The organism is Mucilaginibacter sp. (genome assembly GCF_041660805.1).
GTDB lineage: Bacteria > Bacteroidota > Bacteroidia > Sphingobacteriales > Sphingobacteriaceae > Mucilaginibacter.
This window is the reverse complement of sequence record NZ_JBAZVP010000001.1, coordinates 297,345-319,398: the sequence shown is the minus strand read 5'-3', so window position 1 is coordinate 319,398 and position 22,054 is coordinate 297,345. Positions and strand designations below refer to the sequence as shown.

The 22,054-nt window shown below is 42.9% G+C and carries 22 protein-coding genes; 8 read left to right on the top strand and 14 right to left on the bottom strand.

What is annotated here, in order from left to right; all coding sequences use genetic code 11:
• Positions 1-29: 29 nt before the first annotated feature.
• From WC743_RS01495 to WC743_RS01485, 3 genes are all read left to right on the top strand, one after another.
• The gene (locus tag WC743_RS01495) at positions 30-464 is read left to right on the top strand and encodes a DUF2007 domain-containing protein (RefSeq protein ID WP_373009955.1); all 435 of its coding nucleotides are present in this window, start codon (positions 30-32) and stop codon (positions 462-464) included.
• A 186-nt stretch (positions 465-650) separates the two neighbouring features.
• Positions 651-1,670 (top strand): N(4)-(beta-N-acetylglucosaminyl)-L-asparaginase, encoded by a 1,020-nt coding sequence (locus WC743_RS01490; RefSeq protein WP_373009954.1) that lies wholly within the window; start codon positions 651-653, stop codon positions 1,668-1,670.
• Between the two features lie 89 nt (positions 1,671-1,759).
• On the top strand, positions 1,760-2,527 hold the full coding sequence (locus WC743_RS01485) for a copper homeostasis protein CutC (protein ID WP_373009953.1): 768 nt from the start codon (positions 1,760-1,762) through the stop codon (positions 2,525-2,527).
• Positions 2,528-2,681: 154 nt separating this feature from the next.
• Here the strand turns inward: WC743_RS01485 and WC743_RS01480 are convergent, their stop codons facing one another.
• On the bottom strand, positions 2,682-5,507 hold the full coding sequence (locus tag WC743_RS01480; protein ID WP_373009952.1) for a TolB family protein: 2,826 nt from the start codon (positions 5,505-5,507) through the stop codon (positions 2,682-2,684).
• A 102-nt stretch (positions 5,508-5,609) separates the two neighbouring features.
• Positions 5,610-6,068 carry an NUDIX domain-containing protein gene (locus WC743_RS01475; protein ID WP_373009951.1) on the bottom strand — a complete coding sequence of 153 codons (459 nt, stop codon included), beginning with the start codon at positions 6,066-6,068 and terminating at the stop codon, positions 5,610-5,612.
• Positions 6,069-6,153: 85 nt separating this feature from the next.
• Here WC743_RS01475 and WC743_RS01470 point away from each other — a divergent pair, with 85 nt between their 5' ends.
• Together WC743_RS01470 and WC743_RS01465 are read left to right on the top strand one after the other, a co-directional pair.
• Positions 6,154-6,651: an SRPBCC domain-containing protein gene (locus WC743_RS01470; RefSeq protein WP_373009950.1), complete on the top strand. Its 498-nt coding sequence runs from the start codon at positions 6,154-6,156 to the stop codon at positions 6,649-6,651.
• 137 nt (positions 6,652-6,788) lie between these two features.
• Positions 6,789-7,373: a riboflavin synthase gene (locus WC743_RS01465; protein ID WP_373009949.1), complete on the top strand. Its 585-nt coding sequence runs from the start codon at positions 6,789-6,791 to the stop codon at positions 7,371-7,373.
• Here WC743_RS01465 and WC743_RS01460 read toward each other — a convergent pair.
• Positions 7,370-8,521 carry a hypothetical protein gene (locus WC743_RS01460; protein ID WP_373009948.1) on the bottom strand — a complete coding sequence of 384 codons (1,152 nt, stop codon included), beginning with the start codon at positions 8,519-8,521 and terminating at the stop codon, positions 7,370-7,372. The genes WC743_RS01465 and WC743_RS01460 overlap by 4 nt on opposite strands.
• 91 nt (positions 8,522-8,612) lie before the next feature.
• Between WC743_RS01460 and WC743_RS01455 the strand changes: the two genes are divergently transcribed.
• Positions 8,613-8,903 (top strand): hypothetical protein, encoded by a 291-nt coding sequence (locus tag WC743_RS01455; RefSeq protein WP_373009947.1) that lies wholly within the window; start codon positions 8,613-8,615, stop codon positions 8,901-8,903.
• 63 nt (positions 8,904-8,966) lie between these two features.
• Here WC743_RS01455 and WC743_RS01450 read toward each other — a convergent pair whose 3' ends face one another.
• From WC743_RS01450 to WC743_RS01415, 8 genes are all read right to left on the bottom strand, one after another.
• Positions 8,967-9,998, bottom strand: coding sequence for an alpha/beta hydrolase family protein (locus tag WC743_RS01450; RefSeq protein ID WP_373009946.1), 1,032 nt, complete (start codon positions 9,996-9,998; stop codon positions 8,967-8,969).
• Positions 9,999-10,064: 66 nt separating this feature from the next.
• Positions 10,065-10,634, bottom strand: a complete 570-nt coding sequence (locus tag WC743_RS01445) for a Crp/Fnr family transcriptional regulator (protein ID WP_373009945.1) — start codon at positions 10,632-10,634, stop codon at positions 10,065-10,067.
• 4 nt (positions 10,635-10,638) lie between these two features.
• A complete protein-coding gene (locus tag WC743_RS01440) occupies positions 10,639-11,631 on the bottom strand; it encodes a hypothetical protein (protein ID WP_373009944.1) in 993 nt (330 codons plus the stop codon).
• 142 nt (positions 11,632-11,773) lie between these two features.
• Positions 11,774-13,630, bottom strand: coding sequence for a Fe-S protein assembly chaperone HscA (gene hscA / locus WC743_RS01435; protein WP_373009943.1), 1,857 nt, complete (start codon positions 13,628-13,630; stop codon positions 11,774-11,776).
• Between the two features lie 129 nt (positions 13,631-13,759).
• Entirely contained in the window at positions 13,760-15,235 is a 1,476-nt protein-coding gene (accC, locus tag WC743_RS01430) for an acetyl-CoA carboxylase biotin carboxylase subunit (RefSeq protein WP_373009942.1), read from the bottom strand.
• A gap of 676 nt (positions 15,236-15,911) precedes the next feature.
• A complete protein-coding gene (locus tag WC743_RS01425; RefSeq protein ID WP_373009941.1) occupies positions 15,912-16,541 on the bottom strand; it encodes a LysE family translocator in 630 nt (209 codons plus the stop codon).
• 2 nt (positions 16,542-16,543) lie between these two features.
• On the bottom strand, positions 16,544-17,026 hold the full coding sequence (locus WC743_RS01420) for an NADH-quinone oxidoreductase subunit B (RefSeq protein WP_373009940.1): 483 nt from the start codon (positions 17,024-17,026) through the stop codon (positions 16,544-16,546).
• Positions 17,016-17,627, bottom strand: a complete 612-nt coding sequence (locus tag WC743_RS01415) for an NADH-quinone oxidoreductase subunit A (protein WP_373009939.1) — start codon at positions 17,625-17,627, stop codon at positions 17,016-17,018. Before WC743_RS01415 ends, WC743_RS01420 begins: the two co-directional genes overlap by 11 nt.
• Here WC743_RS01415 and WC743_RS01410 point away from each other — a divergent pair.
• Positions 17,626-18,840 carry an NAD(P)/FAD-dependent oxidoreductase gene (locus tag WC743_RS01410; protein WP_373009938.1) on the top strand — a complete coding sequence of 405 codons (1,215 nt, stop codon included), beginning with the start codon at positions 17,626-17,628 and terminating at the stop codon, positions 18,838-18,840. The two genes, WC743_RS01415 and WC743_RS01410, sit on opposite strands and share 2 nt — an antisense overlap.
• 133 nt (positions 18,841-18,973) lie before the next feature.
• On the opposite strand, the gene WC743_RS01405 is transcribed toward WC743_RS01410, so the two are convergent.
• The 3 genes from WC743_RS01405 to WC743_RS01395 all read right to left on the bottom strand — a co-directional run bounded on the left by WC743_RS01405 (position 18,974) and on the right by WC743_RS01395 (position 21,491).
• The gene (locus tag WC743_RS01405) at positions 18,974-19,870 is read right to left on the bottom strand and encodes a Nif3-like dinuclear metal center hexameric protein (RefSeq protein ID WP_373009937.1); all 897 of its coding nucleotides are present in this window, start codon (positions 19,868-19,870) and stop codon (positions 18,974-18,976) included.
• 92 nt (positions 19,871-19,962) lie between these two features.
• Complete coding sequence (locus WC743_RS01400; protein WP_373009936.1) at positions 19,963-20,484, bottom strand: c-type cytochrome; 522 nt, start codon at positions 20,482-20,484, stop codon at positions 19,963-19,965.
• Positions 20,485-20,648: 164 nt separating this feature from the next.
• A complete protein-coding gene (locus WC743_RS01395; protein WP_373009935.1) occupies positions 20,649-21,491 on the bottom strand; it encodes an SDR family NAD(P)-dependent oxidoreductase in 843 nt (280 codons plus the stop codon).
• Positions 21,492-21,688: 197 nt separating this feature from the next.
• On the opposite strand from WC743_RS01395, the gene WC743_RS01390 reads away from it, so the two are divergent.
• Positions 21,689-22,045, top strand: coding sequence for a BlaI/MecI/CopY family transcriptional regulator (locus tag WC743_RS01390; RefSeq protein WP_373009934.1), 357 nt, complete (start codon positions 21,689-21,691; stop codon positions 22,043-22,045).
• The last annotated feature ends 9 nt before the right edge of the window (positions 22,046-22,054 follow it).

Below are 22,054 nucleotides of genomic sequence, written 5' to 3'. Positions count from 1 at the left end.
TTACCTTCGCATATATTTTGAATATAACCATGGCAACAGAACCCGGAGATAAGATAATAACCTACGCAAGCTATTATGACCCTATGCTGGCGCACCTTATCCGCAGTAAACTGGAGGATAACGATATCCCCTGCTTTGTCGCCGACGAAAACTTTTTAACCGCTAACCCGATATACAACCAGGCCGCGGGGGGTATAAAACTAAAAATATTTGAACGCGACCTGGAAAGGTGCAAAGAAATTCTGGCAGAAGATGACGCACTGATAGAACAAAGCAACGCCGAGGACTTAAGCAGCGACGCTATTATTTGCCCTTATTGCGGGTCTACAGATGTACGTTACGGCACTGCAACCGAGAAAAAGATCAGTTGGGTGGCCGCTGTATTATCAATGTTCCTGGCTATTTTTCCGTTTTATGCCAATAAAGCCTGGCATTGCTTTAACTGCGGGAAAGATTTTGAATAGGCCTCACCCCAGCCCTCTCCAAAGGAGTAAAGCCTCACCCCGGCCCTCTCCAAAGGAGAGGGTGTAGAAAATTAAAACTTGGGTCTTAAAGTCCTCTCCTTTGGAGAGGATTTAGGTGAGGCCAGTACCAATGTATCAAAACTGATACAATTAAACTTATATATAACCTGACATTATATTAGCTACATGTTTAACCGCCGTAAATTCCTTAAAATATCAGCCGTAAGTGCATCTCTTACAGCATTGTCTAAATACAGCAGTGTAAAAGCTGCAGATTTAATTGCCCCCGGCAACCTGCCCATTGTTATATCTACCTGGGATTTTGGCATAGCGGCCAATAAAGAAGCATGGAAAACCCTCGAAAAAGGTGGACGTGCCTTAGATGCGGTTGAAGCAGGCGTTAAAATTCCTGAAGCAGATATGAAGAACCATACGGTTGGCCGTGCCGGTTATCCGGATCGCGATGGCCGTGTTACCCTTGATGCCTGTATTATGGATGAGTTTGGTAATTGCGGCTCTGTTGCCGCTATGGAAAACATTGCCCACCCTATTACCGTGGCCCGCCTGGTAATGGAAAAAACCCCGCACGTAATGCTGGTTGGCGATGGTGCTACACAATTTGCCGTTGAGCAGGGTATTAAAAAAGAAAAACTATTAACGCCTGAATCTGAAAAGGCCTGGAAGAAATGGCTGGTAAAAGCTGAATATTCTCCTAAAATAAATATAGAGAATGAGCAGCGCCGCCCGGGCAGTAAATACAATCATGATACTATTGGCATGCTTGCAATTGACGCGAAAGGCAACATTAGCGGTGCCTGTACAACCAGCGGCATGGCATTTAAACTGCATGGCCGTGTAGGTGATAGCCCAATAATTGGAGCAGGCTTATATGTAGATAATGAAGTGGGCGGTGCTACATCAACCGGTGTGGGCGAAGAAGTGATACGCAACGTAGGCAGCTTTTTAGTGGTAGAGCTTATGCGCCAGGGATACTCGCCTGAAGATGCTTGTAAGGAAGCTGTTAGCCGCATTATTAAAAAGAAACCTGCTACTGCTAAAGAGATACAAGTGGGCTTTTTAGCCATTAACAAAAAAGGCGAATACGGCGCTTATGCCATACAGGAGGGTTTCAGTTTTGCGGTATGCGATTCTAAAAAACAGGACCTGCTGATTCCGGGAAAAAGCTTTTATAAAGAAAGTAAGTAGTATATAAATAGCAATTCTTAAATTTGGGGCTAAAATAGCCTGCACAAGTTATATACATTGTACGCCACGTTTTTTAATGCAACCTAAACATGAATAATGAACTCTCAACTACAGTCCGGCTGGAAGTTTGTGCTAATTCAGTAACATCTGCTATAGCTGCGCAGGATGGTGGTGCATCACGGGTTGAACTTTGCGAAAATTTAGCTGAAGGGGGAACTACACCTTCATATGGCCAGCTGATACTGGCACGCAAACATTTACACATTAAACTTTTTGTACTAATAAGGCCGCGCCGTGGCGATTTCCTGTATACCAGCCTTGAATATGAAATAATACAGGCTGATATAAGAAACTGTATTGAAGCCGGTTGCGATGGTATAGTTATAGGGATACTTAATGCAGATGGTACTATTGATAAACCGCGTTGTACCGAGTTGGTGCGCATGGCCAAGCAATGGGGATTGGGCGTAACCTTTCACCGTGCGTTTGATATGTGTACAGACCAATTCCAGGCCCTTGAAGACATTATAGAGATGGGTTGCGACCGGATACTTACCTCGGGTGGTAAAAGCACCGCTATGGAAGGCGCAACCGTTCTGGCCCACCTTGTTGAAAAGGCCGCCGGCAGAATATCCATAATGGCGGGTAGTGGTGTCACAGAAAACAACGTTGCCGACCTGGTACATTTCACCGGGGTAACCGAGGTACATTCATCTGCCCGGATCAATATTCCAAGCCAGATGCAGTACAAAAACGACCATATCCTGATGAGTACCGGCATTGACGATGAGTACAACCTTGATGTTACAAGCGCCGACAGGGTAAGAGCTATATTGAAGGCAGCGAACTCCAAATAATTAGTGAGTTAATGATTTAGTGAATTAGTGATTGAGGATAATAGGTGATTTATTGAATTAGCGAGTTAGCGATTGAGGATAATACTTCGAGTTAATTATTCACTAAATCACTAACTCATTAATTCATCAACTCGATAATTCACTAAATCACTAATTAAAACAAGCTCACAGGCAATATCAACTCAAACCTATTTTTTCCATTACCACCAAAATAATCAGGATCTAACAGGTAGCTGTAACGCACACCAAAGGATACCGAGCCCTGGTTAAACAGCTTGGTATCAAAAAATACCGCTGCCCCTGCCGACCGGAAGTTCGCTTTAAACGGACTGCCATTAAGTGTAAACTGTGAGCTTGTAGCATGGGTATGGTCATAGAACAGGTATCCGCGTAAGCGCAGTAGATATGCAAGATTGGCAACACCTGCATCAGGATAAACAATAGGGAAATGATAACTTACCCCCACCTTGTTCATATTATCCAGGTTCTCGGCGCCGTAACCTTTTGAAAATGGAAAATCGTTGGAAAAGCTGACCGCATTTTTTTGTCCTTTTTGCTGGTGCGCCCCGCTGATAACCAAACTATGGTTTATTGATAAACCTGGAAAATAAAAGGAACCCGCGGCTAAAAACTGACTGGCACTGATACTTGATATAGCGGTTTTATAATTAAGGCTAATGCTTTGGGCAAAGCGCGGATTGATGTTTTGTTTAGCCTGTTGTATTTGAGTACTAAAACGAATGTAATTATTCAGATAAGTATATTGCCTGTCGGCAAACATGGCCCTATATGGCTGTTGGAATGTGTTGCGGCTGTAATAAATATCGCTTCCTGCTGATAAGGATGTAGAATGTTTACCCTCCGTTAAGTTTAAGGGCAGCTGTAAACCGGCGTGCAAGTCCGTCTCGTTATAGTAAATGTTGTTCCCCTGGTAAAATCCGCGCCTGTCAAAAGTATAACCACCACCTGCGGAGATATACGGGAACAGTCCGCCGAATATGGCATCATAACCCACTCGTTTATAGCCCTCATCCCGATTATAATTAAAGGAAAGCCGTGATTGAAAAGTATTGATAACGTTCTCTCCTACCAATGCCACAGAATAGTTGGGGTCATTAAGGTTTGGGATAAGACTATGGAAATTAAAAAAACCATGTGCCTTGTTATAGTTGGTAACAGTAAGCGGTGTTGGTGTAACCGATGCCAGAAGATTTGCAGATGAATCCTGATCTAATTTGCTAATGCCTAATTCTGATAGTGTGAGCGATTTATCAGTATTTACAGGTGATAATTGCAAGTCCTTACTATCTACCTCATTTAACGTATATCCAAACGCGCTGAAGCCTACCCAAGCCAGTTTACCCGGCGTAACAGCAGGCTGGTAAGCCCCAACTGATCCTTTTTGTGGCAGTCCTGACACCACGGATAGCTTCTTATTTTTAATCGCTAATGCATATAGGCGATCATCAGCACCACTGGTTTTGGTAAAATAAACAACATCTCCCTGTACCGTCGGGTAAGCAATTGGCTGGTGACTAAAGGGCAAAAGGTATTTTGTAGTACCTGCTTTAATATCAATTAATGCCAGTGACATTTCCCCGGCCGGGTTCCGCACTGCCGATACAAGCTGATCAGCCCCATAAAATTTAGGATGGGTATAAAACAACTTACTACTATTCGGGATAACAGACATCAGCTTACCGCTTTCGGCATCCAGCAAATGCAGTTCGCTTTTACCCGACGGATCAACCTGTACAGCCACTATCCTTTTATCATCCGGACTAAACGATGGTGAGAAATATTTGGTTTTCCGGGTGATACGGCGCTCTTTACCTGTGTTAACATCAAGCACAACCAGTTCGTTATAATTACGGTAACCCCAGCGTACGTCAGGCCGGTAAGCGGCGTATACTATTTTACCATTGTGGTAAGTAAAGTAATTATCAGTAGTAATATCCTGTACGCTAATGGCCCTTTCCCTGTTGCCTGTTTTAATTACAAACTGCGGGATATGGCTATAAGTGGTTTTTAAATAAATGAGCGTACTGTCATTCACATACGCCGGATATTGACGGTCGGCTATAAAGTGCTGGTTTTTCTTAAACCTGTTATCGGGCTTGTCGTTTTTAAACTCCTGCTTAAAATGATCAAAAGCATCGCCCCTGAATTGGGTATAGCTTTTACCCGAATACTTTTTTACCGCTTTTTGGAACGGATAAAACAGGCCCTTATATGATGCGGCATCATGCGTAACGTTCTTCCAGAAAGTGTTGCCATATTTTTCGCGGCCATAGGCAACCAGCATATAACCCATAGGGTAATGATCTGGGATATAATCGCGGTATGATCCGTTACGCAGCTTCATCCAGCTATAATTGCGCCCTACAGACCATAAGGCGCGGTATCCATTATAAAAAAACGGCAATCGCCCCCTGCCCTGTTCGCTTACATGGGTTTCGTTATAAACGGCATCACCCTCAAAAAACCAATTGGGGATGCTCAGGTCGTTGCCCAATGCTTGTCCGCCTTCGCCAAATACTACTTTTAGGGTATGCGACAAGCCCACATTAAAGTTATTGTATTGCTGCACATGCCTAAACTCGTGGATAGCCAATTGTACCGGCCATGGCAAGCTGCCAAGCTCCAAACTATTTTGCTCTGGTGTTAAATAAAATTCACTGCGGAAAGGGGCCAAACCTACATAACCATTTGATATAGTGGTTTGATTTTGCAACACTATACTTACTTGCTTTTGCTTAAAGCCGATGGTTGGCTTAATGGCCGGATCCATCTGCTGGATAATATCAGCGATGCGCATGGCAGACGAATCCAATCCCTGGGAATAGATAACCTTAGCTGCTTTGGTATTTATCTGTTTCCACTTTATAGAGGGTGGATTCCCCCCAAATTGCTGGGCCTCAGAAATAGTTGTAACTAACAGTAAAGGCAGCAGCAGAGATAATAAGGGGTGTTTATTCATCAGGCTATGAAAGTAATTACAAATTATTATTTATACAACGATGCCGAAAAGATTAGCGTTACAAAATGTAGTGATTATTTCCGTTGTAGTATTCCAAAAATTCTAAGAAATCAACCCTTCCAATTCTTGTATTAACCCTGCCTGCGCGGGTATTATCTTTTGCTTCGCGATATCTATTGTAAACCAACTCGCCCTGTCAATTTCCGGAAAGCTCACCTTTTTGCCTGATCTAGGGGGCCATTCTATCTCAAAAAGATTGCTTTTGATGGTATCATGATCTATATCACCTTCAACCGCCCAGGCTTGCACTACCTTACCGCTTTTTTGTTTAATGGGCTGCAGCTCAATAAATTTACCGCTGATGGCCTGGCCCGTTTCTTCCTCAAATTCACGTAGGGCGGCAGCGAGTGCTTCTTCGCCATCAACGTATTCACCTTTGGGAATAGACCATGCCCCTTCATCCTTATTGCGGAAAAACGGCCCGCCGGGATGAACAAGGAAAACCTGCGGCTGGTTATCTGTCATCCGGTATAAAAGTATTCCTGCGCTTTGTTTTGGCATAAAAAATGATTTAATGGCAAATTAGCAAAACACAAACTATAATGGTTAGTTTTACTAATGTATAACCAATATATACCTTATTGCCATGGAAGATACCCGGTGGAACAAATTTACGATTTGTGGCGACTACAATGTTGACTTACGAACTCTTTACCTCGCCTGGGCTACCCCTGGCGGACTGGAGAAGTGGTTTTTACGCAAAGCCAATTTTTATAGCGTACCTATGCGTTTACGGGCATTTGATGAGCAAATTTTAAAAGAGGACACCTATACCTGGTACTGGCATGGTTATGACAATTCTGTACAGCAAAATGGCAGCGTATTGGAGGCTAATGGCCAAGACTTTCTGAAGTTTACCTTTACCAATAACAGCGTTGTAAGCGTTTCGTTTAGTACGCGCAATGGCTTAACCATTATTGATCTGGTGCAGGAGGATATCCCCTGGGAAGGCGACCCTGAAAAGAACTTGTTAGTACAATGCCAAATAGGCTGGACGTTTTACCTGACCAACCTAAAATCTGTTATGGAAGGCGGTAAGGATCTGCGCAATAAGAGAGTTGAAATGAAGAGTTGTTTTAAGTAAAGGATTGACAAATACAGCAAATGTTGGGTGAGTGAAATTGCCTCCTACATCAAATCTCATACTAATCTCCTCTTATTTATCAGCAATAAAATGTACCCGCAAAAAATCTTAATTTTGCGCTGTTCATCAAATCAGGCATGTTTACAGGAATAATTGAAACTTTAGGAAAAGTGACCAACCTGCGTCACGAACAGGGCAACCTGCATATTACCGTAGCATCATCAATAGCACAAGAGCTAAAGATTGATCAATCGGTGGCGCATAACGGTGTTTGTTTAACAGTGATTGCACTGGCCGATGGCACACATACCGTTACCGCCATTGAGGAAACGCTGAATAAAACCAGTATAGGCGACCTAAAAGTTGGCGAACCCGTTAACCTGGAACGCTGCATGCAAATGAACGCCCGTTTAGATGGCCACATTGTACAGGGCCATGTTGACCAAACCGCCACCTGTACCAATTTCACCGAGCTGGATGGCAGTTGGGAATACACTTTTGAATATGATGCAGCCGTAGGTAATGTAACTGTAGAGAAAGGCTCCATTTGCGTTAATGGCATCAGCTTAACCGTGGTTAACTCCGGCCCCCATTATTTCTCGGTAGCCATTATTCCTTACACGTATGAACATACTAACCTGCACAACGTGCGCGTAGGCACACAAGTGAACCTGGAGTTTGATATTATAGGTAAATACGTGGCCCGTTTAATGCAACGTTAACGGCTCAGCATGACTATACGGCTTTTGGAGTAATCAATAAAGCTTTTCTGCTTTTCAACCGAAGGCTTTAGCGACAAATACTTTTTATAATACTTAACCGCGCTTCTCTTATCCTTTAGTTCGGTATCATATAAGCTGGCCATGGAGTAATAGATCATTGGGTTTTGATCATCAAACTGTAGGCTTTTTTGATAAGCTAAAGCGGCTCTTTTAAACTTCGACAGCTTTTCATTACTATCTGCAATCTCACCATAATAAGAGGCAACATTTGGCGATACACCTTCTGCAATAGCTTTGTACATTTTTTCAATAGCCATACGGTTATCTTTTAGCGCCTTATAAGCAAGCGCTGCATAATAATAGCTGGTTTCGTTTTGTGCCATGTCTGCTATATCGGCAAACGCGGCTATGCTGCATTCGTAATTCTTTAAATTATAATATGCGGCTCCAAGCTTGGTTAGCACCTGCCCCGAATTATTTCCGTTCTTTACTAACTTAAGGCCGGCCTCAACGGCTTCCGGCCATTTCTTTTCTGCGTATACCAATTTAAGCAAGCTGTTCAGCAGAACAATATTTTCAGGGTCGGCAAGTATAGCTGCATTTAATACCTTCTCGGCCTGGCTATTAAACTTCATACTTACATATAGATCGCTCAGGTCTGAGGCTACATCCGGTTCGGCAGGGTTCAATTTATTGGCCTTTTGCAGGTAAACCACAACAGAAGCAATATCATTTTTATCACTGCTTATTCCGGCCAGCTGCTTATACACCAAAAAGTTAGTAGTATCGCGGGCGATGATCCTTTTATAAAAGCTCTCGGCTTTTAATGCATTCCCCCTGCGCAGGTTAAGGCTGCCTAAACTATATAATACCGAAGTATTGGTAGAGTCGGCATTATAAATGCGCTGGTAATAACCTTCGGCCTCGGCTAAGCGCCCGGCCATGTTTGCCGTGTAGGCCAGTTGCGCCAGCGCTTTTGTACCAGCGACAGGCTCGGTGTAAATGGTTTTCAAATAATCTGACGCTTCTTTAAAGCGCTGGTTCTGGTAATAATCAAGCAGTAAGGCATCGTCTGGTTTATTGGCTTGCTGCGCCAAAAGCACCATAGGCAAAAGCGAAAAAACTAAAAGATAACCGATGGATTTCACATAACTAAATTATTAGTTATAAATGATATTTCCAAATTTTAAACAATTTATTGCGGATGGCGTTATAGAATAATACAAATTATAAGATACTATGGATAAGATAAGAAAGTTTGAATTGATGGAAAAGATTGTCCATGAATTAGAAGATTTAAAGAATAGTCAGCAAGCTATAATTCAAAAATTAGCTAAGATAGAAGTAGATAATATTGACCTGGGAAATAAAAGGTTAGAAAAAGACCTGCCTGATATGCACCAGCGCGTAACCGACAACCTTGACACTATTGTAAGCATCCTGGCCGATTTTGCAACCCAAACCGATGAATACAGCAGCAAAAACAATATTTCTGCTTTAAAAGAACAAGAAGAGATCAGCAAATTATAATTGCTCTATTCTATTCCTGATTACAAACAAAGAAGCCCCAAAATGGGGCTTTTTTGTTTCGGCTTATTTGAGGTTACTTTTAAAAAAGGCCGCTGCCATACCACCTACTAATTCATGCACGGCATGCCTGTCAACTCCCGGGGCATCATTAAAAAGCAGAGCATCTGATTGCTTAACTATAGGTATAGCTTCGTTTAAGAACACATAATGCCCCGCCTTTCCCTTTACTAAATAATATTGCGACTTAGGCATCAGGTTATGGTAATGCGTCGCGTTAGTTTTCGCGGGGGTCATAACATCGCCTTCGGTACCTACAATATATATGGGCCTTTTAACATCCTTTAACTGACTTGCCTTCGTAAATCCCTGCCCTATTCCCGGGCATATCGCAAAAAATGCTTTGATACGGTCATCTTTTAACGACGGACTTTTCGCAAATGACGCCTTTATATCTTCTATTTTTACCGAAGCCATTAAATTAGGAAATTCGGGAACGGTGGTTTCTTTTATACCCTGCGGCGTTTTTGAGAAATCAGCAAGGGCATCTATATCAAGTTTACCGCCGGCCAAAGCAATAACCGTATAGCCGCCAATTGAAAACCCTGCCGCGCCGATATGTTCCTTGTCAATCACTTTGCCAAATTCGGGATGATTTAATAATTGGGTAAGCACGTAGCTAATATCTTGTGCCCTGTGCCATGGGGTAACAAAGTTCATAGCAATTTTATTATCATAAGTATTTCCCCAATGGTCTACCGCTGCTACTATAAAGCCTTGTTTTACCAGTGCGTCGGCCAGCCATTCCAGGGTCATTCTGCCGCCACCTGTACCATGCGATATCATAATTAGCGGATGTTTTTCAGCAGGCAATTGCGCGCTCCAGATGGTTGGCTCGGTAATAAATGGATAATCCTTTTTTAGGGATGGCTGCCTGCTCTTATCAGTTGTGGGGTACCATACTTCGGTTACCAGCGGGCGGTTACGGGCGGTATCTTTAAAACGTAAGTTTTGCTCGCCTATAAATGTTTGCTGTGCCTGCCCAATTGCTGCAAACGGCAGCAGCAATATTAAGCTTAAAATGTACTTGAATTGCATGATTATTAAATTGATATGCAAAGCAATATATAAAATGCGTACCTGTTATTGACAAATGTCAATAATTTACTTTTTTGATTTGAGACGGCTCAATGTTTCCTGCGATATGCCCAGGTAGTCGGCAATAATTTTTGAGGGTAACCTTTGTATAAGGGCTGGATTGGTTTCCATGAGCGATTGATAACGCTGTTTAGCATCCATAGTAATTAAACTTTCTATCCGTTTAATAGAAGCTATATAATCCATCTGCAGGCCGATGCGGTAGCTATGCTCCCACCCCGGGAAATCATCAAACAATTTGTTAAAATCATAATGGCTGATATAAAGCACGTCAGACGGTTCAATACTTTGGATATATGCCAGGGATGGTTCCTGCAAGGTAAAGCTGGGGAAAGATGTACCAAACCTGCCCTCAGTCACCAAAAAACGGGTTGACTCTTTGCCATTTACATCAAGCATATAAATACGCAGGCAACCCGAGTTTACAAAATAAATATACGGGCATACATCGCCAATCTGCAACAAAATCTCATTCCGTTTGGTGGTTTTATGCCTGAACCTTTTGCAAAAAACATCAAGTTCTCCCTCATCAACCTTCATGTTGTTTATAAGGAATTGCTTGAGCAGTGTATACATAGCTTTACTGGTATTGAATGTAAATAGGGGCCGGTTTTAGGCTCAGCACTTCTTTAGGCGTCATCATACGGTTAGGCACTTTCTTCACATCATTTTTGTAGAATAACTTAAACCCCGTAAACTGCACCGGCTCGCCTGCTACAAAATATTTATAGGTGCCTTTTTTCAGCTCGGGGCCACCCCAGCCATCCATATCCATTACAAACTGAACATTGCTATTCAGTTTAATATCCTTGTAATTAGTTACCATTAACCGCGTAAAACGGTGCACCACAAATATTTTTGGAGGCAGGTTATACTTTTTGCAAAGATTATTTAAATAATTGCTCACAAAGTTAATGTCTTTAGCATCAAATGTACCAATGCGCTTGCCGGGTACGCTGCCCTCTTTCATGGAAAACTCCGGGTCGATACCAAAATGAACGTTGGGCATTTTTAAGTATTTTTCTAAACGCGGCAATTCCTCTTCTACCGTACTAAAACCCACCTGGATATCTAAAAATACTAAAGCATCAATAGGTTTAGCCATTTCAATCGCCTTATCAATCTGGCTAAAAGGCATCCGCAGATTGTGCAGGCCATTCCGACCGGCATCTGCCTGGGCAGTTACACAAATATAATGCAAGGCAGGTTTCACAGGTGTTTCAGGATCTGCATCCTCCCAGTTCTTTACTTCAGCTTTTAATTTCTCCAGCATTACTTTAGGCTCGTACTGGCCTAGTATACCCATATTTTTAGAATACATATTGCCATAGTAAGCTACCACCCTATTAAACGGTAAAATTGCTCCCGGCAATGGGTATGGTGATTTTTTCACCGGCCATTTACCGGTTTTATCGCCATTAGCCAGGCGGGCCATTAAAGAATCGTACCGTGCCGTATCTAGAGTAGCTTTAGCAGTAGTAGTACTGGTATCCCGTCTCAGGGTCCTTACCGATGCACAGCCAATTGATACCGAAAAGATTAACAGTAAAAGTATATGGAAGATGTTTCTCAAAATGATGTGGTTTATAATTTAACAAATCTTATTATATGTCATTACGAGCGTAGCGCGGCAATCTCGTCGAAAGCAAAGCGTTTAGCACTGGCTACGAGTTTGCCATGTCGTTTCACTCCTCGCAATGACATTCTATGTTATACTATTCTATACTCTTACCCTTCATAGCTGTACTGATAGCTACGTCCATTACGCGTTCGGCAAATGGGCGGGTAAAATTGTTCAGGTCGTCAATTTTAGCGTGGATAAGGTCTTTATCGCCGGTGGCCAAAGCCGCTTTAAGGGCTTCTAAGTGGATATTTGTATTGCTTATTTCCTCACCATTCAGCAAACTTCCGTTCTTTTCAAGGAAACGCTCAACAGTATAAACCATTTGATCGGCCTCGGTTTTAGCCTCAATCAACATACGGGCGCTTACATCGTCTTTGGCATGGGTAATACTATCCATCAGCATTTGCTCCACCAGGTCATCGCTAATTCCGTAGGCTGGTTTTACTTCCACTTCCTGTTTAACACCCGAGCGCAGCTCAATAGCCTGGATCTTTAAGATCCCGTCGGCATTCAATATAAAGTTTATATCCACCTTGGGGAAGCCTGCAGGCATCGCCGGGATGCCCTTCAGTTCAAACTCGGCCAGTTTACGGTTCTCGCTGATCAGGTCACGTTCGCCCTGATAAACAGCTATCTTCATATTTACCTGTCCGTCCTTTGAGGTAGTGTATTGGCGGCCTGCCTTGGTAGGAATTTTGGAGTTACGGGGAATAATGGTATCCATTAAACCACCCATTGTTTCAATACCTAAAGAAAGCGGGGTAACATCAAGCAGTAAAATGTCTGAGCGGTTACCGGCCAAAACATCGGCCTGTATAGCAGCGCCAAGGGCAACTACTTCATCAGGATTCAGATCATCATGCACCGGGCGGCCAAAAAACTCCGACACCATTTTTTTTACCAAAGCCGTACGGGTTGATCCGCCTACCATCACTACTTCATCAATATCGTTGATAGTTAGTTTAGCATCTCTCAAGGCATTTTGGCAGCTGGTAATAGTTTGCTGCACTTTAGGCAATATCAACTCTTCAAAAGTATTACGATCTATTGTGCACCATATATCTCCAATCTTTTCATTAAAAAGACTCTGATGGGCAAATGCTTTCTTGGCTTCTTCGGCTTTAAGGCGAAGCTCCTGGATAAGCTCACGGTTGTTAGCCAGTTCGGTTTTATCTATGTTGTTTTTTTCAATCCAGTAATCGGCAATGGCGCGGTCAAAATCATCGCCTCCTAAAAAGGTATCGCCATTGGTAGATAATACCTCAAAAATACCGTTCTGGATCTGCAATATGGATACATCAAATGTACCGCCACCCAAATCATATACCGCTATAGTTTTAGTTTCTTCGGGGTTTAAGCCGATGCCATAAGCCAGACTTGCTGCTGTAGGTTCGTTCACAATACGCAAAACGTCCAGTCCGGCCAGTTTACCTGCATCACGGGTTGCCTGGCGCTGCGAATCGTTAAAATAGGCAGGTACAGTTATCACCGCACGGTTAACCGGGGTTTTTAAAGCATGCTCGGCACGCTCTTTAAGTTCTTTCAGTATTAATCCAGATAGTTCAATTGGCGTATAAAACTTATCGCCTACCTTAATTTTTACCAGGCTTTCGCTATCGTCATCAATAATTTTGTACGAGAAAAAATTCTGGTAGTTTTTTACATCGGCATAAGAGCGGCCCAATAAACGCTTCACCGAAAACACGGTATTCTGCGGATCGGTTACCAAAAATTCCTTTGCTTCGTTACCAACTTTGATATCGCCGGCTGGGCCAAAATGCACCACAGAAGGCACTAAAACGCCTTTGCCGGTATCATTAATAACTTTAGGATTTTTATCAGGGTCTATGAAAGCCACCAGTGAATTGGTAGTGCCCAAATCAATGCCTACAATTATATCTTCTTTTTGTATCGAACCTGTTGCCAGGTTGATTGAAACTTTAGCCATAGTAATGTATTACAAACCGCAAATGTACTTAGTTTTGATGGATGGAGTGTCTTTTGAATATCTAATTTGATATTGAATAATCCCAGCTTTTTTTCCTGGTTCTTGATTCTTTTCTCTTTGCTCCAAAAATCATCTCCTGTTTCTAACCCAATTGCTGTCTTCACAATTAACCGTTTCGGCAACCGCTACTTTTTTGACTGCCAACAGCTTTTCCATAATTAAGGCCGCTATAAGCGCCCCGTCTTCGCTGCCGGTTTGCAGGGATTCGGGGTTGAAATGCTTTTTAACAAAGTGTGTATCAAAATTACCCGAGGTAAACGCCTCATGCTGCATTACGAATTTGCCAAAACCAAGGGTAGTAGTGATCCCGGTGATAGTATACTCATCAATAGCGCGGATCATCCGTTCAATAGCTTCCATGCGGTCTTTACCGTGGGTGATCAGCTTGGCTATCATGGGGTCATAATAAATAGGGATCTCCATGCCCTGCTCAAAACCATCATCAACCCTAACTCCGGGGCCTTTGGGCGTAACGTAGGTTTGCAGAGTGCCGATATCCGGCAGGAAATTATTATCCGGATCTTCGGCGTAAACACGCAGTTCAAGGGCATGCCCTTGAATCTTTAAGTCCCCTTGTTTAAAGCTGATGGCCTCGCCACGCGCTATACGGATCTGTTCTTTTACCAGATCAATGCCGGTTATCAATTCCGTTACCGGGTGCTCCACCTGCAGGCGGGTATTCATCTCCAGGAAGTAGAAGTTTAGCTGCTCATCCATTATAAACTCCACGGTACCTGCGCCTGTATAGTTTACGGAACGTGCCACATCTACCGCGCTTTTGCCCATCTGCTCACGTATCTCTGGCGTTAATATAAATGATGGGGCTTCTTCTATCACCTTTTGGTGGCGGCGTTGTACGGAACAATCCCGCTCAAAAAGGTGAACGATATTGCCATGTGTATCACCCAAAACCTGTATCTCGATATGCCGTGGTGATGAAACATACCGTTCTATAAATACGGAACCATCGCCAAAAGCCGAAGTAGCTTCGGATACGGCAAGGTTCATTTGTTCTTCAAAATCTGCAGGGGTATCTACAATGCGCATACCTTTACCGCCACCGCCCGCGGCAGCCTTTATCAGGATAGGAAAACCTACTTCAACGGCACGCAGTTTGGCTTCCTTGATATCGGTTATCGCTTCTTCGGTGCCGGGCACCATAGGGATATTGTACTTTAATGCAGCGGCTTTGGCAGATAACTTGTTACCCATTATCTCCATAGCTTCCGGTGAGGGGCCAATCAGGATCAGTCCTGCTTCGCGAACCTGGCGGGCAAATGCCGCATTTTCACTTAAAAAGCCGTAACCGGGATGGATTCCTTCAGCACCTGTTTCCTTACAGGCGGCTATTATTTTATCGCCAACAAGGTATGATTGATTAGATGGTGCTTCGCCGATGAAGATAGCTTCATCAGCATAACGTACGTGTAGTGCTTCGCGATCTGCGGCAGAATAAACCGCTACTGTTTTTATACCCATTTCACGGGCAGACCGCATTACACGTAAAGCTATCTCGCCCCTGTTAGCTACCAGAATTTTTTGCATAGGTAACAAATGTAATGGAATAAGTGTAAAAAAGAAATGTCATTTCAAAGGAAGCGCAGCAACAGCAAAAGTGTTCATGTTCACAGGCGTGAACAATCGTGAACAACAACAATTCGGTAATAATCAGTGACTTAAAAATACGGCGACTGACAAAATAGCGCCACCACATTTTTCATTTATAATTTAAAGTACTTGTTGCCGTTGTTGGTGTTGCATAACAACCTTGAGGCAGGCAGCAAACAATATATGGCGGCTAAGCATGGCGGCTTGTTGGTGAGGACACCAACAAGGGCGTAACAACCCTGAGGCAGGTAGCAAACAATATATGGCGGCTAAGCATGGCGGCTTGTTGTTATGCAACACCAACAAGGGCGTAACAACCTTGAGGCAGGTAGCAAACAATATATGGCGGCCAAGCATGGCGGCTTGTTGGTGACAACACCAACAAGTGTTCTGAAGATTTGCATTTATGCCAAAACTCCTTCCTTGGGGAAGGGCGCGGCTGCCTGTGAAGTGGCGGGTAGGGGTTATTTACGCCAATGCCTATCGCATAAACCCCTCCCTGCACCCTCTCGTTGGGAGGGAATCGCACATATTCACCGCTTTTTCGTCTTCCGAACACGTGTGGTGGACAACACCGACAAGGGCGGAATTAATCTGCGGTAAGGTTAAAATGTTACTTTTTGGAGAATGCAACTTTTATACCCATAAGCACAAAAGCAACACCGGAAAACTTATTGAGCCAGTTGCCGGCTTTGGGATTGCCAATAAATTTTGCGGAAAAGAAAGATACAAACAGGCTAAGCATTAAATACCAGATCAAACCTAAAAAAACATAAGTAAGACCAAGTATGATAAATGGTAACGATTGACTTAAAGCCTCTTTTTTTATAAACTGCGGAAAAAAAGCAAGGAAAAATAATGCAACCTTTGGATTAAGTACGTTAGTTACCACACCCGATAGAAAATTCTGCAGGTTGCTTTTATCATCTTTATCTACAGCGGTTAACACGATGCCGTTATTTTTTGAAATGAGCTTATTGATACCAAGATAAATGAGGTAAGCGGCGCCAAGATATTTAACAATAGCAAAAGCCATTGCCGATTCTGCCACAATAAGTGATAAGCCAAGCGCGGCCAATATCGTATGGAATAAAACCCCTGCATTAACACCCAATGCCGAATATATGCCTGCTCTTTTACCCTGCCCTATGGCTTTATTTATCACAAATATGGTATCCAGCCCCGGCGTCATTATAAAAAGGAAAGCTGCGAGTGCAAACGTTACAAAATTATCTATACCCATAACTAACCTGCTATTAAGTGTTCCTGCTCAATTTTCTTTTGCAGTTCCAATATAGCGCCGATAAGGGCTTCGGGGCGGGGCGGGCAGCCTTGTACGTAAACATCAACAGGTATTACCCTGTCAACACCTTTTACCACATGGTAACCATGCTGCCAGTAAGGGCCTCCGCAGTTAGAGCATGAGCCCATTGATATTACATATTTAGGCTCGGGCATTTGCTCGTACAGCCTTTTTATACGCTCGGCCATTTTAAAGGTAACGGTACCTGCTATTATAATTACATCGGCCTGGCGGGCAGATGGCCTTGGGAAAACACCGAAACGGTCAAGGTCGTAAGTTGCTGCCATTGATCCCATCATTTCTATAGCGCAGCAGGCTATACCAAAACTTAAAGGCCATAGTGATGATAAACGAGCCCAGTTCATCAGGTCGTTCACTTTGGTGACCACTATGCCACCACTTTCATTGGTTAAATCAGGCGTCATTAGCTGGCTTTTTAAATGTTGGTTTAAACATTGGTTTCTTTATGGCGGTGGCTTCAGAAGAACTTACGGGTGCCGGTTCTTTGATTGCAATAGTTGCCTCCATACTAAACTCCTTCACCTTAAAACTGCTTTGCTCCAGGTTTAGTTTTTCATATAATGATTGCGGTACAAGGGCATCAGTTCGGGGTAAAACTACGGTTGGTTTTATCCAGTCGAGGTCGCCTTTGCGCCAAACATAGGCAAGGCCTAATATCAGTATACCTAAAAAAACAAACATCTCTATAAGCGATACCCATCCCCACCGTTCATCAAGCTGTATAATTTCGCGGTTGCCAAAAACAGTAGCCCAAGGGAATACGAACACCATCTCTACATCAAACAGTAAAAAAACAAGTGCTATTACGTAAAAGCGCGAGTTGAATGGTAACCATGCGCTGCCGGTGGGTTCTTCGCCGCACTCATAGCTGGTTTGCTTTTCATAATTTGGATTATTAGGTGCCAAAAACCGGTTGGTTACAAATAGTAAGCCCACCAGTATGATACCTGTAATTAAAAAGATAAGTATCTTTCCAAATTCTGATATTTGCGAAACATCATCCATGACAGCAAATTTAACAAAACAATCACAATTTGATGCTATAATAATTGGCGGCGGCGCATGCGGACTCATGTGCGCTGTACAAGCCGGCTTTTTAGGCAAGCGTACTTTAGTACTGGAAAAGAACGACCGTGTTGGCGCCAAAATACTAATCAGCGGCGGCGGCAGGTGCAATTATACCAACCTGTATACTACACATAAACAGTTCATATCGCAAAACGAACACTTCTCCCGATCTGCTCTGGCTCAGTTTACGGTAGATGACACCGTGAACTTTTTTGAAACCTATGGCATTGAAGGTAAGGAGAAAACGCTGGGGCAATTGTTCCCGGTAAGTGATAAGGCTAAAGATATTGTGAACGTTTTCACCGACCTGTGTAATGATCTGGACCAGGAGATATGGTGCGATAGTGAGGTTACCGGGATTGAACAAACGGATGCCGGTTTTAATATCAGGATAGAAAGAAACGGCAAGCAACAAACCGTCTTCGCACCAAAAGTTGTTGTTGCCAGCGGCGGATTGCCCATTCAGAAAATGGGTGCCACAGATTTCGGCCTGCGTACAGCACGTAAGTTTGACATGAAGGTTACCGAAACCTCTCCTGCCCTGGTGCCCTTAACCATTACCGGTAAAGATTTGCCCTGGTACGAGCAGCTATCAGGTAACAGCATTTTTTGCAGGGTTTGGAACGACAGGGCAAGTTTTGAGGAGAATATTCTTTTCACCCACTGGGGATTAAGCGGACCGGCTATTCTCCAGATCTCGTCTTACTGGAAACCCGGCGAAAACATTTTTATTGACCTGCTGCCCGGAAAGGATATTATTGAACTGATATTGCAGGAACGCGAGCAAAATGGCAAAAAAATGCTGCTGGCCTATCTGTCGGGTTTGTTTACCCGTAAATTTGCAGAGGCATTGGTTGATTATATCCCTGCGGATAAAAACCTTGCATCGTTAACCAAAACCGAATTGGAAGACATTAGCATACTGATGCATGAGTTTAAAGTGAAACCTGCCGGAACCAAGGGCTATGATAAAGCCGAAGTAATGACAGGCGGTATTGATACCGATGAGCTGTCATCAAAAACCCTCGAAGCTAAAAAAGTACCGGGCATGTTTTTTGGTGGCGAATGTGTTGATGTTACCGGCTGGCTGGGCGGCTATAACTTTCAATGGGCCTGGGCCAGTGGCTTTGTAATAGCGCAGAATTTGTAGGCGTATTGATGATAACCACAAAGAACACTAAGAAAAAGCACAAAGGTCACAAAGTAAAAATCTCTGTGACCTTTGTGCTTAACAGTAAATAAATTCTTTGTGGGCTTTGTGGTAAGACAAACTACTCATCAACTTACATCCACATAAACGGATCAACCGGGACTGCATGCGTTATTTTAACGCCCGGTAGTTTAGGCTGCAGCCATTCTACCAAATACTCCATACCGGGGTCTTCGCTAAACTGGTGGCCAAGTATTACCAATGCCATTTTACCACCCAATAACCGCTGATCGCGCATGTATTCGGCAGTTTCCCATTCAGATAGTTCGCCTACAACCAGCACATCGGGCTTTTCTTTTTCAGCAAAGGCAACCTGCCTTTGTCCACCCGGCGCGCCGGGTAACATACCAATGTGAGAACACTGCCGGTTCAGGTCGCCAATTACACGCACATGCGCAATTCCTAATGATGTTTTAAGGTGCTTAACCAACTGTTGCAAACTCATTGGCGGAATAGTAACATCATACTTGCCGGTTTTAAAATACGGCAACCAGCCAAGTTTTTTAGCCGTGCCATAAGCAACCGCATCGGGCTTTAAGCTGTGAATATAATCATGAAAACGCCAAACGGTAATTTTATGCTTTGCCAGCAATGCCTGTTTCTGTTTTACAATGCTGTTATCCTTTACCCAATCCGGGTTATCGGTATGGTTGTAAAACGTTGGCTCGTGGGCTATAATAAAGTTGGCATTCAGCTTTACGGCTTGTTCAATCACCGTAATGGTAGCAAACATGGTGGTAACAATACCGGTAACAACCATATCAGCGCTGCCGCTTTTTAAGGTATCAACCGTGTTGTTTATGGGTGTAAGATTGCCCTCTTTTAATATAATATCTATTACCTCCTGTACGGTGTACTGCTTATTGGCATCCCAGTTGCCTGCTTTTACAAATGATGGCACCAAACTTAATAAGGCCATGCCCCCGGCAGATTTGGTTGTGTTAACAATGAATTTTCTCCTGTTTATCATATCAAATAATTTAGAAGTATGTCCTTAAGCAAGCAGAGCATCAATATATATAATAATATCGATGCTCTGCAAATATGTGTATTTTGAAAATATTATTTACCGTTTGGCGGCGGGGTTCCGGCTGGAGGCGTAGCAACAGGAGCTGCTTGCCCTGCAGGAGGCGGGCCACCCTGTGCGGGACCCGGCCGTGGCTTACGAGGCTGTTCTGATGCCCTAACTATCTCCGGATGTGATACTCCTTTATGGCAGGTGTTACAATTAACGCCTGTTTCCATTACCATACCTGTGCTGTCTTTTTTAGCTTCAAAATATTTTTTGTTAAGCATAACAGTCATCTTAAACATATGGCGGGCCATTTCTTTTTCGGGTTTGGCATCACTTGCAAAGTCCATTTTTTTGGTTTCTTCGTTACGTACGTGGCAAAAACTGCAGCGTGCGCCTAAAGCATGCTCCCATTCTTCCATCACGACATGCAGTTGTTTGTCGGTAATATTTTTAGGTAAAACTTTCAGGTTTGTAAACTTTGGTTTTTCCTCCTGTTTTGCAGGCGACATTGCCATAAATACTACTATCGAAAGCAAGCCAAATGTTGCAAGTAATTTTTTGTTGATCATATAAAAATAGGGGCTTTAATAAGTACAATAAAACTAATTTATTTTACTGAAAATTACAATCTGCAATAGAAACATTACAACATTATACGCTCTGCAATAGAAACGTTACAACACTATACACTCTGCAATAAAAATGTTACAACACTATCATGCTGTTGTTAAGTTTAGAGGTATAGCTCCGCCATTTCAATACTAATATCCCATAGCGTGTTACGAGCGGCGTCATCTGTAGCTTTTGAAGATGTGTTGCTAACCTTCATATTTTTAAAATACTTGCCGCTCTTGGCATCGATCCTTGGAGCAGTGGCCAGGTAAATAGTGGTTTGCGCGCCTTCCTCTGGTGTTGTCATAAACGGTCTCATAAGCCACATAATTGTTTTATTGGCACCTGTAAGACCCTCGCCGAAATTGGTACTTACCAAACCGGGGTGCAAAGCAAAGGCAGTAATTCCTTTAGGCCCGTACTTAACCGCCAGCGACCTGGTAAAAAAAATATTGTAAAGCTTTGCTGCTGCATAAGCCGCGTATGCAGAGTAGGTGCTGTTTTTCCATTCCAGATCTTTAAGCCTTGGCTTACCCATCCGGTGAGCTTCAGAGCTAACGTTTATAATCCGGGCCTGCCCCCTCTCTAACAATGGCAGCAGATGCTGTACCAGTAAAAAATGCCCGAGGTGGTTTACGGCGAAGGTTTTTTCGTAACCCTGCTGGCTTTTTTCATAATCGCTAAAAATACCACCGGCATTATTAATAAGAACATTTACAGACATTAAACTACTTTTTAATACCAGTGCTGCATCACGTACGGTTCGTAAATCGGCAAGGTCACAGTAAATCACGTAAATGTTTTTGTTTCGGCTAAGCTCTATCAGCTCATTTTTCACACTTTCGCCTTTAACCATATCACGCACCAGCATATAAACAGCATGGTCTTTTTTGGCAAGTGCAAGCGCGGTTTCTTTACCTATGCCAGATGTTGCACCGGTAATAACTGTAGTTGTGAAAGGCATGATTGGATTGTTGCTAAATATAACTGTATTCAAAACTAAGGTTTTTAAGCATAAGGTTCAAAGCCCCTTATCATATAAAGAGATAGGTAGAGGCGCAATTGCATGCCTTTGTATATAAATGTTAAAAAGTCTTAAAAAATGTTAAATAATTTGGATTGTTACGAAATAGTCGTATGTTTACGAAACAATCGTAGAATATGGAGAAATTATCACAACAAGAAGAAGAAGCAATGCAGGCCGTGTGGCAGGCAGGCACGGGTTTTATAAAAGATTTTTTGGTGCGGATCAATGATCCTAAGCCGCCTTATACTACCCTTGCATCAACCATAAAAAACTTAGAGAACAAAGGTTTTGTAACAAGCGAAAAACTGGGCAACTCATACCGTTATACCCCTGCTATTAATGAAGAGGAATATAAAAAACGATTTATGAGCGGCTTTGTAAGCGACTATTTTAAAAATTCCTACAAGGACCTGGTAACATTTTTTGCCAACGAGAAAAAGATAAGTGCAGTTGAGTTAAAAGAGATTATTAAACTGATAGAAAAACCTTAATTCTTAAAA

Coding starts and splice junctions, on each gene's coding strand:
- WC743_RS01495 (WP_373009955.1), top strand. CDS start 30: ATGGCAACAGAACCCGGAGATAAGATAATAACCTACGCAAGCTATTAT.
- WC743_RS01490 (WP_373009954.1), top strand. CDS start 651: ATGTTTAACCGCCGTAAATTCCTTAAAATATCAGCCGTAAGTGCATCT.
- WC743_RS01485 (WP_373009953.1), top strand. CDS start 1,760: ATGAATAATGAACTCTCAACTACAGTCCGGCTGGAAGTTTGTGCTAAT.
- WC743_RS01480 (WP_373009952.1), bottom strand. CDS start 5,507: ATGAATAAACACCCCTTATTATCTCTGCTGCTGCCTTTACTGTTAGTT.
- WC743_RS01475 (WP_373009951.1), bottom strand. CDS start 6,068: ATGCCAAAACAAAGCGCAGGAATACTTTTATACCGGATGACAGATAAC.
- WC743_RS01470 (WP_373009950.1), top strand. CDS start 6,154: ATGGAAGATACCCGGTGGAACAAATTTACGATTTGTGGCGACTACAAT.
- WC743_RS01465 (WP_373009949.1), top strand. CDS start 6,789: ATGTTTACAGGAATAATTGAAACTTTAGGAAAAGTGACCAACCTGCGT.
- WC743_RS01455 (WP_373009947.1), top strand. CDS start 8,613: ATGGATAAGATAAGAAAGTTTGAATTGATGGAAAAGATTGTCCATGAA.
- WC743_RS01450 (WP_373009946.1), bottom strand. CDS start 9,998: ATGCAATTCAAGTACATTTTAAGCTTAATATTGCTGCTGCCGTTTGCA.
- WC743_RS01445 (WP_373009945.1), bottom strand. CDS start 10,634: ATGTATACACTGCTCAAGCAATTCCTTATAAACAACATGAAGGTTGAT.
- hscA (WP_373009943.1), bottom strand. CDS start 13,630: ATGGCTAAAGTTTCAATCAACCTGGCAACAGGTTCGATACAAAAAGAA.
- accC (WP_373009942.1), bottom strand. CDS start 15,235: ATGCAAAAAATTCTGGTAGCTAACAGGGGCGAGATAGCTTTACGTGTA.
- WC743_RS01425 (WP_373009941.1), bottom strand. CDS start 16,541: ATGGGTATAGATAATTTTGTAACGTTTGCACTCGCAGCTTTCCTTTTT.
- WC743_RS01420 (WP_373009940.1), bottom strand. CDS start 17,026: ATGACGCCTGATTTAACCAATGAAAGTGGTGGCATAGTGGTCACCAAA.
- WC743_RS01410 (WP_373009938.1), top strand. CDS start 17,626: ATGACAGCAAATTTAACAAAACAATCACAATTTGATGCTATAATAATT.
- WC743_RS01415 (WP_373009939.1), bottom strand. CDS start 17,627: ATGGATGATGTTTCGCAAATATCAGAATTTGGAAAGATACTTATCTTT.
- WC743_RS01405 (WP_373009937.1), bottom strand. CDS start 19,870: ATGATAAACAGGAGAAAATTCATTGTTAACACAACCAAATCTGCCGGG.
- WC743_RS01400 (WP_373009936.1), bottom strand. CDS start 20,484: ATGATCAACAAAAAATTACTTGCAACATTTGGCTTGCTTTCGATAGTA.
- WC743_RS01395 (WP_373009935.1), bottom strand. CDS start 21,491: ATGCCTTTCACAACTACAGTTATTACCGGTGCAACATCTGGCATAGGT.
- WC743_RS01390 (WP_373009934.1), top strand. CDS start 21,689: ATGGAGAAATTATCACAACAAGAAGAAGAAGCAATGCAGGCCGTGTGG.